Source organism: Rasiella sp. SM2506 (assembly GCF_050859505.1).
Lineage (GTDB): Bacteria > Bacteroidota > Bacteroidia > Flavobacteriales > Flavobacteriaceae > Marinirhabdus.
In genome coordinates, this window is the sequence record NZ_CP193934.1 from 2,419,771 (window position 1) to 2,433,755 (window position 13,985).

14 protein-coding genes are annotated in these 13,985 nt (G+C 37.8%); 9 read left to right on the top strand and 5 right to left on the bottom strand.

Features of this window, described 5'->3' with window-relative positions:
* Entirely contained in the window at positions 1 to 816 is an 816-nt protein-coding gene (locus tag ACQ2HF_RS10965) for a prohibitin family protein (RefSeq protein WP_432410461.1), read from the top strand.
* A gap of 94 nt (positions 817 to 910) precedes the next feature.
* Here the strand turns inward: ACQ2HF_RS10965 and ACQ2HF_RS10970 are convergent, their stop codons facing one another.
* The 4 genes from ACQ2HF_RS10970 to ACQ2HF_RS10985 all read right to left on the bottom strand — a co-directional run bounded on the left by ACQ2HF_RS10970 (position 911) and on the right by ACQ2HF_RS10985 (position 4,992).
* On the bottom strand, positions 911 to 1,561 hold the full coding sequence (locus ACQ2HF_RS10970) for a heavy metal-binding domain-containing protein (RefSeq protein WP_432410462.1): 651 nt from the start codon (positions 1,559 to 1,561) through the stop codon (positions 911 to 913).
* Positions 1,562 to 1,641: 80 nt separating this feature from the next.
* Complete coding sequence (locus ACQ2HF_RS10975; RefSeq protein ID WP_432410463.1) at positions 1,642 to 3,399, bottom strand: sodium:solute symporter family protein; 1,758 nt, start codon at positions 3,397 to 3,399, stop codon at positions 1,642 to 1,644.
* 1 nt (position 3,400) lies between these two features.
* Positions 3,401 to 4,021: a hypothetical protein gene (locus ACQ2HF_RS10980; protein WP_432410464.1), complete on the bottom strand. Its 621-nt coding sequence runs from the start codon at positions 4,019 to 4,021 to the stop codon at positions 3,401 to 3,403.
* Positions 4,021 to 4,992 (bottom strand): OmpA family protein, encoded by a 972-nt coding sequence (locus ACQ2HF_RS10985; protein ID WP_432410465.1) that lies wholly within the window; start codon positions 4,990 to 4,992, stop codon positions 4,021 to 4,023. The genes ACQ2HF_RS10980 and ACQ2HF_RS10985 overlap by 1 nt, the downstream gene beginning before the upstream one ends.
* Positions 4,993 to 5,335: 343 nt before the next feature.
* Between ACQ2HF_RS10985 and hisG the strand changes: the two genes are divergently transcribed.
* The 8 genes from hisG to hisIE all read left to right on the top strand — a co-directional run bounded on the left by hisG (position 5,336) and on the right by hisIE (position 12,775).
* On the top strand, positions 5,336 to 6,190 hold the full coding sequence (gene hisG / locus ACQ2HF_RS10990; protein WP_432410466.1) for an ATP phosphoribosyltransferase: 855 nt from the start codon (positions 5,336 to 5,338) through the stop codon (positions 6,188 to 6,190).
* A 103-nt stretch (positions 6,191 to 6,293) separates the two neighbouring features.
* Positions 6,294 to 7,601, top strand: a complete 1,308-nt coding sequence (hisD, locus tag ACQ2HF_RS10995; RefSeq protein ID WP_432410467.1) for a histidinol dehydrogenase — start codon at positions 6,294 to 6,296, stop codon at positions 7,599 to 7,601.
* Between the two features lie 8 nt (positions 7,602 to 7,609).
* Positions 7,610 to 8,662, top strand: coding sequence for a histidinol-phosphate transaminase (hisC, locus tag ACQ2HF_RS11000; RefSeq protein WP_432410468.1), 1,053 nt, complete (start codon positions 7,610 to 7,612; stop codon positions 8,660 to 8,662).
* A 3-nt stretch (positions 8,663 to 8,665) separates the two neighbouring features.
* The gene (gene hisB, locus ACQ2HF_RS11005; protein ID WP_432410469.1) at positions 8,666 to 9,799 is read left to right on the top strand and encodes a bifunctional histidinol-phosphatase/imidazoleglycerol-phosphate dehydratase HisB; all 1,134 of its coding nucleotides are present in this window, start codon (positions 8,666 to 8,668) and stop codon (positions 9,797 to 9,799) included.
* Complete coding sequence (gene hisH, locus ACQ2HF_RS11010; protein WP_432410470.1) at positions 9,799 to 10,425, top strand: imidazole glycerol phosphate synthase subunit HisH; 627 nt, start codon at positions 9,799 to 9,801, stop codon at positions 10,423 to 10,425. Before hisB ends, hisH begins: the two co-directional genes overlap by 1 nt.
* A gap of 52 nt (positions 10,426 to 10,477) precedes the next feature.
* Positions 10,478 to 11,230, top strand: a complete 753-nt coding sequence (gene hisA / locus ACQ2HF_RS11015; protein WP_432410471.1) for a 1-(5-phosphoribosyl)-5-[(5-phosphoribosylamino)methylideneamino]imidazole-4-carboxamide isomerase — start codon at positions 10,478 to 10,480, stop codon at positions 11,228 to 11,230.
* Positions 11,231 to 11,341: 111 nt separating this feature from the next.
* Positions 11,342 to 12,097, top strand: a complete 756-nt coding sequence (hisF, locus tag ACQ2HF_RS11020) for an imidazole glycerol phosphate synthase subunit HisF (RefSeq protein ID WP_432410472.1) — start codon at positions 11,342 to 11,344, stop codon at positions 12,095 to 12,097.
* Positions 12,098 to 12,160: 63 nt separating this feature from the next.
* Entirely contained in the window at positions 12,161 to 12,775 is a 615-nt protein-coding gene (gene hisIE, locus ACQ2HF_RS11025) for a bifunctional phosphoribosyl-AMP cyclohydrolase/phosphoribosyl-ATP diphosphatase HisIE (RefSeq protein ID WP_432410473.1), read from the top strand.
* A 58-nt stretch (positions 12,776 to 12,833) separates the two neighbouring features.
* On the opposite strand, the gene ACQ2HF_RS11030 is transcribed toward hisIE, so the two are convergent.
* Entirely contained in the window at positions 12,834 to 13,949 is a 1,116-nt protein-coding gene (locus ACQ2HF_RS11030) for a serine hydrolase domain-containing protein (RefSeq protein ID WP_432410474.1), read from the bottom strand.
* Positions 13,950 to 13,985 lie beyond the last annotated feature (36 nt).

The following is a 13,985-nucleotide window of genomic DNA, read 5'->3' on the forward strand; positions in this document are numbered from 1 at the left end:
ATGGAAAAATTACCAAAAATTGGAATACCTATTATCATTGCAATTGTCCTTATTATTATAGTAGTGGCAAAATCTGCTGTTACCATCGATTCTGGAGAAGCAGGAGTGCTTTACAGAACCTTCGATAATGGTGTGGTTATAGATGAAGCACCTCTGGGAGAAGGTTTTCACCTAATTGCCCCATGGAATAAAGTATTTGTTTACGAAGTGCGTCAGCAAGAACTTTATGAGAAAATGAGAGTGCTTTCCTCTAACGGATTAGAAATTCAGATTGAAGCTTCGGTTTGGTATGAGCCCGTTTATAAAGACTTAGGAAATCTACACCAATCTCTTGGTAAAGATTACTTACAACGAGTAATACAACCAGCCATTCGTAGTGCTGCGCGTAGTGTGGTGGGGCGTTATACTCCAGAACAGTTGTACAGTAGCAAGCGTGATGCTATTCAAGATGAAATATTTGCTGAGACTAAAATTATCCTAGAAAAGCAATATGTACAGTTAAATGAAGTACTAGTACGTGACGTCACACTTCCGAATACTATTAAAGAAGCGATTGAACGTAAACTGAGACAAGAACAGGAATCCTTAGAATATGAATTTAGATTGGTAACAGCCTCCAAAGAAGCCGAAAAAGTAATTATTGAAGCGGAAGGAAAAGCGGAATCTAACAGAATCTTAAGCGCTTCTTTAACCGATAAGATCCTACAGGATAAGGGAATTGATGCGACACTCAAACTATCTCAGTCTCCCAATACCAAAGTTATTGTAATTGGAGGCGGTGAAAGCGGAATGCCTCTGATTTTGGGGGATAATTAGAGTTTACGAAATTTATAAAAAAGAGAAAGCCTTCAGACTGATTTGTTTGAAGGCTTTTTAATATTTTTACTTCTGTTGTTATAGTTTGTTCTAATTATTCGATATTGGTTTTATACCTTCCCAGCCATTTGAGTCGTTTATTAACTTCTGTTAGTTTATCAAGCAACTCGGACTTTCCGTCTCCAATCACATCAACATTTTTTAAATTTATTGCTGTACCAGCCATACAAACCATTAGCATCCCTTTTCCCGCTCCAATTTCTGAATAATCAATATCAGTTGCAATTACTGCATTCGCTCCCAAATCCATTGCTTGTTTTCTTAATTGGACGAAACACATATTTTCACCAGCTTTTAGTTTTTCGTTGTGTCTGCCAGATTGAGCTCCGAAAAAGTCAGTAAATGAGGATGTAAATTCCGTTATCACCCCAGTCCCTGTTGTAGATTGACCTGTTACCATTCCAACAACTTCATAATCCCAGTTTAACGGAGTATGTATTGAAATTACAGGAATATTGACAATCAGTTTTTGTAATTGATTGGTAAGGTTTTTTCGTTCTGTAATTATTTGGTTTGAGTATTTTTCATATGGTACTTTTCCACATTTTGAACAATATCCTTCAGATTTTGGTTCGTTATATTCGTTGATTATGGCTGTGTACATATTTGAGTAAAGTGCATTACTTGATATTATTCCACTTTTTATCTCAGATTGGCAATTCGGACAATTTTTGATTTCACTCATATTATTTTTTTAATTTTTGGCAACATGAAAAATTACTAATTTTATTTTTCCACTGCCACTGCCACTGCCACTGCAAACTGTTACTTCTTCTTTTTCTTCCAAAGACTAAAAATAGTAATCCCACTCACCACAGCAATTGCAATCAAGATTCCTGCACCCATCATATTTCCGTAGATAATATAGCCAGTAGCAAACAGCGAGGTGTATACAAATACAATTCCAAGCAACATAGAAGCAAGATCTATGGTAAAGACATCGTTGGTAGTTTTTAAAGGTAGGTTTTCTGCTGCCGCTTTCTTTTTAAAAGGTTTCCAGCCGTTTCCATACGGTGTTACTGCGTTGTAGAAGTTTGCCAGTGTCTTGCTGTCGGTAGGGCGGGTGAGGAGCGTTACGGCAAGCCAGGCAACAGTTGTGATGGCAACGCCGTAGATTAATTTTTCGTAATCCTCTAAGCCTAAATCTACAAATTCAAAAAAGAGCGCCATGACAAAGGAAACAATCATTCCTGTAATTTCACTATAGGCATTTACACGCCACCAAAACCAGCGGAGGATAAAAATAAGTCCCGTCCCTGCGCCAATTTGTAATAAAATAGCGAAGGTACTTAACGCACTACTTAGGGTTAATGCCAGTAATGCGGCAAATAGCATTAATACTACGGTTGAAAGTCTACCTACAGCCACCAATTCTTTTTCTGAAGCTTCTGGCTTTACAAAACGTTTGTAAAAATCTAAGGAGATGTACGAAGAACCCCAATTTAGGTGTGTGGAGATCGTACTCATAAAAGCAGCAATAAGGGATGCTACCACCAATCCTAATAGTCCGGAGGGTAAATTGGTTAACATGGCAGGATATCCTAAATCGTGTCCTAACACCGCATTCGGGAACTCATTGCCTATGTCTGATAGTTCAGGATATAACACCAGGGACGCTAAGGCGATTAAAATCCACGGCCACGGACGCAATGCATAATGTGCTACGTTAAATAGGAGTGTGGCTCCAATGGCATTTTTTTCATCTTTGGCAGAAAGCATTCGCTGTGCAATATACCCACCACCCCCAGGCTCTGCGCCAGGATACCAAACACTCCACCATTGTACAGCAATAGGAATGATAAGTAAAACCAGAAGTGAATTGGTGTCGTTAAAATCTGGAAGAAAATTTAATTTATCGGCAACATTTTCGTGGGTAAGTAATTTATCTAGCCCGCCAATTTCAGGCATATTTATAATGTAATAGGCCGCCCAAATTGAACCGACCATGGCTACAATAAATTGAAGGAAATCTGTAAAAATAACACCTCTTAAACCACCAAACGAACTATACGCCACTGTTATTAATGACGCGTACAATACACATTCCCAGGGTTCAAGATTAAACAAAATGCCGCCAATCTTTATAGCTGCCAGACATACCGAAGCCATAATCATTACGTTAAAGAAAACGCCCAGGTAGATAGCTCTAAATCCGCGTAAGAAAGCGGCTTCCTTCCCACTATAGCGCATTTCATAAAACTGAAGATCGGTCAATACCTTACTACGTCGCCACAGTTTTGCATATACAAACACGGTAAGCATCCCGGTAATAAGGAATGTCCACCATACCCAATTTCCTGAAACTCCGTTTTGTCTCACAATATCTGTCACAAGGTTGGGTGTGTCTGCAGAAAACGTAGTGGCAACCATAGAAATTCCCAGTAACCACCAAGGCATATTCCTGCCTGAAAGAAAAAATTCCTTTGTGTTTTTTCCGGATCGTTTGGCAACTACAATTCCTATAACGAGAAAAATGGCAAAAAAGCTGCCAATTAAAACCCAATCCAATGTCTGTAACTGCATATTAATACACTTTAAGTGATTTTGCTTGGCCTACCCAATTGTCCCGCTCTATACGACCCGGGAAGAAATCTATCATTTCGGTAATGAGTTCTATATCGCGTAAAGAAAGCTCGCTAATTTGTGCGTAGGTATAAATGCCTATATCATTTAACTTCTGTTCAATATAAGGGCCAATGCCGTTTATTTTGGTGAGATCTTCCTTGTCTTGGAAATCGGCATATCCAAAGTTGTCAAAATTTAGCTCGTCATCATCTGCCTCTGGTGTTTCAACATTTTTACTGGATTCAGCCAGATAGGTGGCTTTATTTTTTTCGGCAAAACTAACGGTATTTTGTAGACGTTCTTCAGCTTTAGACTCTTCCATAATTTCCTGCTGCTCTTGTACCATTTTTAGAAGCTTAGGTTCCATTTCGGTAAAAATCGTATCTATGTCCCGCACATCTTTGGGAGGAGTTGTTTTTAAGGCGTTTACTTCCCTCTTTAGTCTGTTTATTATTTTTCGGTAGGTATTCCGTAGTAATTGAAAAGCAGAAAAATAACCTAATAAAAAGGCACTCAGCATCAATAGAAAAATACCTACATAGTTGGGTAAGGTTTGTATAAACTCTGTTAATCCCTCCATTATTCTTCGCTAAATTTTATTTCTATCCGTTGGTTCAAGGTACGTCCTTTTTCTGTGTTATTATTTGCAATTGCCTGGCTTTCTCCTTCGGATATAGCTTTGATTTTATTTTTATCAATATTCCCCTTAGAAACCAGATACCACCGCATTTGCTTTGCAAATTCCAATCCACGCAAATAATTATCTGTAGCGTTCCCAATATTGTCCGTGTGACCAACAACCGTAATTTTTAAAGTAGGATTGGCTTCAAAAACTCTTACAACTTCTTGTAAAGTTTTTTCCAGTGCAGGACTATTTAAAATATCCGATGAAGAAAAACGCGGATAAATAGTTTTTGTTTCGGGAATTGCTTTTTTAATGTTTTCAACGCGTTTCAAGTCCAATGGCTGTATGGTAAATGAAAATGCTTTATCATAGCTATTGTCTAGGTTAAATTCTATGGGAGTAATATGTGGTTTTATTACGATGCGCTGAGAAGCGATACCAGCATCTATGAGGATGGCTTTAATTTTTTGCGCTCGTTGGGTACCATAATTGGGGGACTCTATATTTTCTTCGGCACTATATTTAGATACAACTACAAGCTCCGTATTTGTGTGTTCCAGGAGATAGCTATTCAGCTTATATTTAAAATCATGGGTATTTGTTGGAATATAAACGGTGGCGCTATTTTTTTTAATTTGAATATTTTCGGGATATCTAAAAAGTATATCTCCTTCTTCGGTTGTGGCGGTTAGACCTGCGTTAGCTTCTGCTACGTTTGGGGAATCTACTATATCCGGAGCTTCATTTTCAATACGTAAAGGCAATCTTTCTTTTGCGTACTCAGCCGCTGTTTTTGCTTCCGGAGTATTACCTGTTTCAGTTTCAGTATACATGGCCATAGTATCTTGCTGTAACCAATGGTAAAACCATAATCCAAAAAAGGACCAGATTATAAATACCAAAAAAGCAATTGTAAAATTTTTCATGGACAGTAAAACCTCTCTCTCAGAAGGTTTTAGTAAATTTGGTTGCTAACAATCAAATCTATAAAAATTAATTAGGAGGAGTTACATAAATTTAAGATGTTTTTCACATTGCTATGAACAATTTTTGTTTACTTTTGAAATCGAAATTATGAACAAAATACACATGCATCACCACCATTTCTATTTCCACGCTCCTGCGAGGTGATTTGGTATTGATGTTATAGAAACATATCCAGAACCCGTTTGAGCAATCAAGCGGGTTTTTTTATGCGCTTCTATTCGCTCAGCACCCATAAAATTTAAAAACTATGGGATTTAAAATTATCAACATTAATCGTTATTTATGAAACTAAAAATTGCAGTACAGAAATCGGGAAGATTGAACGAGGATTCGTTACAGCTATTGAAAGATTGTGGTATTTCGATAGACAATGGCCAAGACCAGTTAAAAGCCGAGGCTAAGAATTTCCCTATCGAGATTTATTATTTGCGTAATGGTGACATTCCGCAGTATTTAAAGGATGGCGTGGTAGACTGTGCTATTATTGGTGAAAATGTTCTTGTTGAAAAAGGCAACGGAATAACAATTTCTTCCGCATTAGGATTTTCAAAATGTCGCGTTTCTCTAGCAATACCAAAAGGATCAACCTATAAAAATATCTCAGACTTTAAAGGGAAACGCATTGCCACATCGTATCCGGAAACCACTAAAAACTATCTAGCCAAATTTGGAATAGAAGCAGACCTACATATTATTAATGGTAGCGTGGAGATTGCTCCAAACATAGGTCTTGCTGATGCTATTTGCGATATTGTGAGCAGTGGAAGTACGCTGTTTAAGAATAACTTAAAAGAAGTAGAAGTAATTATGAAGAGTGAAGCGGTTCTTGCAGTTTCACCTACAATTTCTACTGATATGGAACAGATTTTAGGGAAGTTACAATTTCGAATCCAATCGGTTTTAAAAGGTCGTGATTCAAGATATGTGTTGCTGAATGCTCCTAACAATAAATTAGCAGAAATCACGGCAATTTTACCGGGTATGAAAAGTCCAACCATTCTCCCACTAGCCGAAGAAGGTTGGAGCAGTATTCACTCCGTTGTAAACCAGGAGAAATTCTGGGAAGTCATAGACCAACTTAAAGAAGCTGGTGCCGAAGGTATTCTGGTATGCCCTATCGAGAAAATGGTATTGTAAAATACAAAGTACAAGGTAGCAGTGACAAAATAATAATAAAGTTTTGAGTATTAATGATGTCTGGTTGAGCGCAATCGAAACCTGCATAAATAATAAAATTAAAATGATTACCATACTAAACCCAAGCCAGGAAACCTGGCCAACAATTCTCCAACGCCCCACCCAAACCGTTAAAGATATTGAAGCTACTGTGTCCGAAATATTTTCTGAAATTGAAAAAAAAGGAGATAGAGCTGTTGCCAAATACACTCAATTGTTTGATGGGGTGACCATAGACACGCTACAGGTTTCTGAAGATGAGTTAAATTCTGCTGAAATCACTTCCGTATTAAAAGACGCTATTCAACTCGCAAAAAATAATATCTCACGATTTCACGGTGCTCAAAAAACCGAAAGAATAGAATTGGAGACGATGCCAGGAGTAGCATGCTGGCAGGAAAAACGACCTATTCAAAAAGTAGGTTTATACATTCCAGGAGGAACAGCACCTTTGTTTTCAACTATTTTAATGTTGGCCGTTCCTGCACAATTAGCCGGCTGTAAAGAAATAGTGCTTTGCACACCACCTGATAAAAATGGAAAGATTAGCCCGGCTATTTTATACACGGCTAAATTATGTGGCATCACAAAAATTTTTAAAGTAGGGGGCATTCAAGCCATAGCTGCCATGACGTTTGGAACCGAAAGCATGCCACAAGTGTATAAAATTTTTGGTCCAGGCAATCAGTTTGTTACAGTTGCCAAACAATTAGCTACCAAATACGGCGTAGCCATCGACATGCCAGCTGGTCCAAGTGAACTGCTTGTTTTTGCAGATGAAACCGCCCACGCAGCTTTTGTAGCTTCCGATTTATTGAGCCAGGCAGAACACGGAGCAGATAGTCAAGTGGTTTTAGTGACTACCTCTACTCATTTGTTGGAGCAAGTCGCTGCTGAAGTTGAAACACAACTGCAAGTACTTCCCAGAAAAGAGATAGCAGCAAAAGCTATAAAGCATTCTAAATTAATTTTAATGAATACTGAAGAAGAAGCACTTCAATTAATAAACCAGTACGCACCAGAGCATTTTAGTGTGGTATGTAAAAACGAAGCTTACTTTGTAGATAATATTCAAAATGCAGGTTCTGTTTTTATTGGTAAGTATACCCCAGAAAGCGCCGGAGACTATGCCTCTGGAACCAATCATACGCTACCAACAAACGGGTATTCAAAGCAATATTCAGGAGTGAATCTGGATAGTTTTTTAAAGAGTATGACGTTTCAGAAAATTTCTTCAACAGGAATTCAGAATATTGGCCCAGCCATAGAGCACATGGCCAATGCAGAAGGTTTGCAAGCGCATAAAAATGCTGTTACGCTACGATTAGATACGTTAAATAATAAAAGTTCCTTCCCTGCTGGGAGAGAGTAGTTCGAACTATGAAAAATAATTTCAACATACAAACTTTGATCCGCACGAATGTGGCCAAGATGCAATCTTACAGCAGTGCTCGTGATGAATACAACGATCCAAATGATACTACCATTTTTTTGGACGCGAATGAGAATCCGTTTGACACGGGGCTAAACCGATATCCAGATCCTAATCAGACAGCGCTCAAAAAAGTTTTATCCAAGCTGAAAGGAGTACCTCCTGAAAATATACTGCTAGGGAATGGTAGTGATGAAGTACTGGATTTAATTTTCAGAGCCTTTTGTGAACCCAATCGCGATAGTGTTATTACGTTGCCACCTACCTATGGTATGTATAATGTTTTAGCAAATTTAAATGCTGTTCAGGTTTTGGAAGTACCCCTTTCAGCAGACTTTAAACCTAAGGTTGATGAAATTTTGGCAGCCATTTTAAATACTACAAAGATTATATTCTTGTGTTCCCCTAACAATCCATCTGGCAATGTGTTTTCAGAAAAAAAAGTAGAACGCTTACTTATGCAGTTTCATGGTTTGGTAGTTATCGATGAAGCGTATATAGATTTTAGTGATAACTTTAGTTGGCTGAAATTTTTGGATGAGTTTCCTAATCTTATTATCACACAAACATTCTCCAAGGCATATGGTATGGCAGGAATTAGACTGGGAGTTTGTTATGGGTCTACTGAAATAATTTCAGTTTTAAAGAAAATTAAACCTCCCTATAATGTGAATCAACTTACGCAGAAAAAAGCCTTAAAACGTTTAAAGAATAGAGATAAAGTTGAAAAAGAAATCAAAGCAATACAGCAAAGTAGAACGTTACTTTTAGCAGAGTTAGAAAAGATTACCTACGTAAAGCGCGTTTTCCCGTCGCAGGCCAATTTCTTTTTATTAAAAGTAGACGATGCCACTACCCGATACAAACAGCTACTCACAAAAGGCATTATAGTTAGAAACAGAACAAAACAAAAAGGGTGCGAGAATATGTTGAGAGTAACCGTAGGAACGGCTCAGGAAAATAAAGAATTGATCAAACAAATGAAATCATTACAACTATAAACAATGAAAAAAATACTTTTTATAGATCGAGACGGTACTCTCATTAAAGAAACTGTAGACGAACAGATAGATGCCTTTGAAAAGATGATTTTCTATCCAAAAGCCTTTACATATTTAGGGAAAATTGCAAAAGAGCTGGATTTTGAGCTGGTAATGATTACCAACCAAGACGGGCTGGGGACCGATGTGTTTCCTGAAGAAACCTTTTGGCCCGTGCAAAATTTTATTCTAACATCGTTTAAAAATGAAGGGGTTGTATTTGATAAAGTTTTCTTAGACAGGACCTTTCCACACGAAAATGCGAATACCCGAAAGCCAGGGACAGGATTGCTTACCGAATATTTTGAAGGAGCGTATGACCTGGCCAACTCATTCGTAATAGGAGATCGACTAACCGATATAGAATTGGCTAAAAACTTAGGTTCCAAAGGAATTTTCATCAACGATGAAACCAATTTGGGCACTACAGAAATTACGGTAAAACGAGAGGCACTGGACACGTTTATTGCCTTAGAGACCAACGATTGGGAAAAAATATACGAGTTCTTAAAAATGAAAGAAAGAACTGCGATTATTAAAAGAAAAACCAACGAGACCGATATTTATATTACATTAAATCTTGATGGCACTGGAAAAAGTAAGATTGATACTGGAATTGCATTTTTCGATCATATGCTGGATCAGATTGCGCGTCACGGGCAAATGGATTTGGATATTACTGTAAAAGGAGATTTGGAAGTAGATGAGCATCACACGATTGAAGATACCGCCATTGCCCTAGGCGAGGCTTTTCATAAGGCGCTCGGAAATAAATTAGGGATAGAACGTTACGGTTTCTGTCTCCCAATGGACGACTGCTTAGCGCAAGTAGCCATTGATTTTGGTGGAAGAAACTGGCTAGTTTGGGAAGCCGATTTTAAACGTGAAATGATAGGCAAAATGCCTGCGGAAATGTTTTATCATTTCTTTAAAAGTTTTACAGATGGAGCAAAAGCGAATCTGAACATTAAAGCTGAAGGAACCAACGAGCACCATAAAATTGAAGCCATTTTTAAAGCGTTTGCCAAAGCCATTAAAGTAGCCACTAAACGAGATGTGGAGAAGATGATTTTGCCATCAACCAAAGGGATGTTATAATGAAAATAGCAATTATAAATTATGGAGCGGGCAATATTAAGAGCATTCAATTTGCATTAAACCGCTTGGGATACGAGGGTGTCCTTTCAGATAATGAGGCTGAAATCCGTAAGGCAGATTACGTAATTTTTCCGGGCGTAGGAGAGGCGAGTAGTGCGATGAAGAAATTGATGGAATCTGGTCTAGACAAAATTATTCCAACGCTTACACAACCCGTGTTGGGTGTTTGTCTGGGAATGCAGTTAATGTGTAAAGCTTCGGAAGAAGGAAACACAAAAGGATTGGGAATTTTTGATGTGAATGTAGTAAAGTTTCCTTGTCAGCCAGCGCACAGTCGAAGGGTTCAGAAACAGGAGAAGCTTCAGATCAAAATTCCTCAGATAGGGTGGAATACAATTGAAAACTTGAAAGGAGATTTATTCAGTACTATTTCAGAAAATGAATTTATGTACACCGTGCATAGCTTCTATGCGCCAATATGTAAAGAAAGTATTGCTGAAACTGAATACGGAGTTCGCTATTCCGCAGCTTTGCAAAAGAATAATTTTTACGGCGTTCAGTTTCACCCAGAGAAAAGTAGTAGTGCGGGTGAAGTGGTATTGAAAAATTTTTTAAAAATTAAATAAGCCTGCCCCTTGAACAGTATCGAGGATACAATTAGTCACGAAAATTAAAATCATGAGAATTATCCCAGCCATAGATATTATAGACGGAAAGTGTGTGCGCTTGAGCAAAGGCAATTACAGCACTAAAAAAATATACAATGAGCATCCATTAGAGATGGCAAAACAGTTTGAAGCTCACGGAATTCAATATTTACATTTAGTAGATTTAGACGGCGCCAAAAGCAAGCACATTGTAAACCATAAGGTTTTAGAACAAATTGCGTCTAAAACAAGCCTTACAATTGATTTTGGTGGCGGATTAAAAACAGATGAAGACCTTCGCGTTGCTTTTGAAAGCGGCGCAAGCCAAATCACAGGCGGAAGTATTGCAGTAAAAGATCAAGAAACCTTTAAAAGCTGGATACAAAAATACGGTTCAGGAAAAATTATCTTGGGAGCCGATGCATTGGCCGAAAAAATTGCTGTGAGCGGTTGGCAGGAGGAGAGTGACCAGGAATTAATTCCGTTTATACAAGGGTATCAAAAAGTAGGAATTCAATATGTAATCTGTACCGATATTAGCAAAGATGGTATGTTACAAGGCCCGGCATTTGATTTGTATAAAAAGATTCTAGAAAATTGCCGAGAGCAAACACAGAGCGGAGTCGAAATAAAATTAATTGCCTCCGGAGGTATTTCCACCTTTGATGAACTCCCTAAACTAGCTGAAATAGGCTGCGAAGGAACCATTATTGGAAAAGCTATTTATGAAAATAGAATCTCTTTAAAACAACTTGAAAAATATATAACAAATGTTTCTGTGTGACCTTGTACTTCTCTATGAAACCTTAGGTAGCTACGTACGCAGCGATACCTACCGGGATTTACAGAAAAAGAAACGACTCAATTTTACTTAACCATTTAATTACGCAATCACGTGTTAACAAAAAGAATTATTCCTTGTCTAGACATTAAAGATGGAAGAACCGTAAAAGGTGTCAACTTCGTAAATCTACGTGATGCGGGCGACCCCGTTGAACTGGCTACACTGTATTCTGAAAACGGAGCCGATGAGTTGGTATTCCTGGACATTTCAGCCACGGAAGAAAAACGAAAAACATTGGCCAATTTGGTATTGAATATTGCTGAAGCAATTAATATCCCATTTACAGTAGGCGGCGGGATTTCAAGCGTAGCAGATGTAGCTGTTTTACTTAATAATGGCGCCGATAAAGTTTCTATAAATTCTTCAGCAGTAAAGAATCCGCAACTCATTAATGATCTGGTGGCTAAATTTGGCACCCAATGTATTGTTGTAGCGATTGATGCAAAAATTATACATGGAGAATGGATAGTACATTTGGTGGGCGGAAAAGTACCTACACAACTTAATCTCTTTGATTGGGCTAAGGAAGTGGAGCAACGAGGCGCGGGAGAGATTTTATTTACTTCCATGGATAACGATGGCACCAAAGATGGTTTTGCGAATGAAGCGTTGGCAAAACTTTCAGAAGTACTTAATATTCCTATCATAGCTTCGGGCGGGGCGGGAAGTATTAAACATTTTTCAGATACCTTTACAATTGGGAAAGCAGATGCCGCCTTGGCAGCAAGTGTGTTTCATTTTAAGGAAATAGAGATATCAGTATTAAAAAAAGAACTAAAACAAAAGGGAATCCCTGTGCGATTATAAATAAAATAACCATTGGGTTTACCACCTCTAAAGTCTCCTCGAGGGGACACTAACGTAACAATTATGACAATAGATTTTAAAAAATACCCCAACAACTTAGTGCCAGCAATTATTCAGGATAATTTGACCAAAAATGTATTAATGCTAGGTTTTATGAACGAAGAAGCCTTCGAAAAGACCGAAAAAACAGGAAAAGTAACCTTTTATAGCCGAAGTAAAAACAGACTTTGGACCAAAGGGGAAGAAACTGGAAATTACTTAAATTTAATTTCTGTAAAAGTAGATTGTGACAATGATACGTTATTAATTCAGGCAAAACCTGAAGGACCAGCTTGTCATAAAGGTACCGACACCTGTTGGGGTGAGAAGAATATTTCCAATTTCGGATTTCTTTCGTATCTCGAAAATGTGATAGAAGATAGAAGAAACGATGGCGAACAAGAAAAAAGTTATGTAGCGCAGCTCTTTAAAAAAGGGATGAATAAAATTGCCCAAAAAGTAGGGGAAGAAGCCGTAGAAGTAGTGATTGAGGCCAAAGACGACAACGATCTGGCATTTTTAAATGAAAGTGCAGACCTTATGTTTCATTTTATGGTTCTCTTGCAGGCTAAAGGATTTCATATTAGAGATGTTGAGAAAACATTGCAGTCGCGCCATAAGTTTGATAGGAACGAGTAAATTAATAGAAAACCGAACGTAGAAAGTAGACGCTTTTTCCAATTTCTACGTTCGGTTTTCAATTGTAAAGTTTTGCGGCAATTCCTTGAGCCACCGATGTCCAGCTACCTGTGTTACCAACTTTTTCTCCCAATCTTACGATAATCACATTTTTCTCAGGATTTACATATATATGTTGTCCTAGAATTCCTTCGGCTTCGAATGAAGTGTCTTTTTGGTTGATCCACCATTGATGCTGGTAATAAGCTACTTTGCCGCCGCTAGTATCTATTTTGGTTGAATTTTCTACCCATTCTTCAGAAACTAGTTGTATACCGTTCCAGTTTCCTTTGTTGAGGTACAATCTGCCAATTTTAGCAAAATCCCTGGCTCTGGCGTTTAAACAGCAAAATGTTTTCTCTACACCATTGTTTTTTTTGTCCAAACTCCAGTTAGCATCATATTCCATCCCTAATGGTTTCCAGATTTTAGTCTCTAAATATTCTGAAATAGTAACATCTTTTAAGGCTGCATCTAGTACCATTCCCAACACTTGACTATCGCCACTACTATATTTAAAGCGTGTTCCGGGTTCGTGCGCTATCTTCTTATGGTTCACAGCTTTGGAAACATTGGTTCCGTAGTAAAAGGTGGCAGCATCGCCAAAAGGATTTGTGTAACTTTCATTAAAATCTATTCCAGAAGTCATATTTAGTAAATGCTCGATAGTGACATCTTTAAATTTCTCATCTTCTAAATCGGTTAAATAATTGGTTACGGGCTCATGAATAGATTTTATTTTTCCTTCATCTATAGCAACACCAACCAGTATTGAAAGTACAGATTTTGCCATAGAAAACGAATTTACAATAGAGCTTTCCTCATAGTCATTAAAGTAGTTTTCGTACAGAATGCTATCGTTTTGAATCACTAGATAAGCTACTGTTTTATTGGAGATTAGATACTCTTCAAATATAATTTTTGTTTTTTCCCCTTTAGAAGTAAGCGTAAGCGAATCCTGAACAAATTGCATGGAAGCTTTTGGAAACGTAAAAGCATTTTCTGGTTTCGCAATGCTGCGGCTTGGGAAAATCTGGTAGTCGGTTATATTTGCGTAGTTGTAATAGACAAATCGTCCTAATTTACAAGAGGTGCAAAGAATACAGAGAAGGGAAAGGATGAGTATTTTTTTCATAATATCGTTTGTGAATAACGCTATACCTTGGTTAAT

What these genes read in the sequence shown, in the direction of transcription:
- ACQ2HF_RS10965 (WP_432410461.1), top strand. Translation starts at nt 1, where the DNA reads ATGGAAAAATTACCAAAAATTGGAATACCTATTATCATTGCAATTGTC.
- ACQ2HF_RS10970 (WP_432410462.1), bottom strand. Translation starts at nt 1,561, where the DNA reads ATGAGTGAAATCAAAAATTGTCCGAATTGCCAATCTGAGATAAAAAGT.
- ACQ2HF_RS10975 (WP_432410463.1), bottom strand. Translation starts at nt 3,399, where the DNA reads ATGCAGTTACAGACATTGGATTGGGTTTTAATTGGCAGCTTTTTTGCC.
- ACQ2HF_RS10980 (WP_432410464.1), bottom strand. Translation starts at nt 4,021, where the DNA reads ATGGAGGGATTAACAGAGTTTATACAAACCTTACCCAACTATGTAGGT.
- ACQ2HF_RS10985 (WP_432410465.1), bottom strand. Translation starts at nt 4,992, where the DNA reads ATGAAAAATTTTACAATTGCTTTTTTGGTATTTATAATCTGGTCCTTT.
- hisG (WP_432410466.1), top strand. Translation starts at nt 5,336, where the DNA reads ATGAAACTAAAAATTGCAGTACAGAAATCGGGAAGATTGAACGAGGAT.
- hisD (WP_432410467.1), top strand. Translation starts at nt 6,294, where the DNA reads ATGATTACCATACTAAACCCAAGCCAGGAAACCTGGCCAACAATTCTC.
- hisC (WP_432410468.1), top strand. Translation starts at nt 7,610, where the DNA reads ATGAAAAATAATTTCAACATACAAACTTTGATCCGCACGAATGTGGCC.
- hisB (WP_432410469.1), top strand. Translation starts at nt 8,666, where the DNA reads ATGAAAAAAATACTTTTTATAGATCGAGACGGTACTCTCATTAAAGAA.
- hisH (WP_432410470.1), top strand. Translation starts at nt 9,799, where the DNA reads ATGAAAATAGCAATTATAAATTATGGAGCGGGCAATATTAAGAGCATT.
- hisA (WP_432410471.1), top strand. Translation starts at nt 10,478, where the DNA reads ATGAGAATTATCCCAGCCATAGATATTATAGACGGAAAGTGTGTGCGC.
- hisIE (WP_432410473.1), top strand. Translation starts at nt 12,161, where the DNA reads ATGACAATAGATTTTAAAAAATACCCCAACAACTTAGTGCCAGCAATT.
- ACQ2HF_RS11030 (WP_432410474.1), bottom strand. Translation starts at nt 13,949, where the DNA reads ATGAAAAAAATACTCATCCTTTCCCTTCTCTGTATTCTTTGCACCTCT.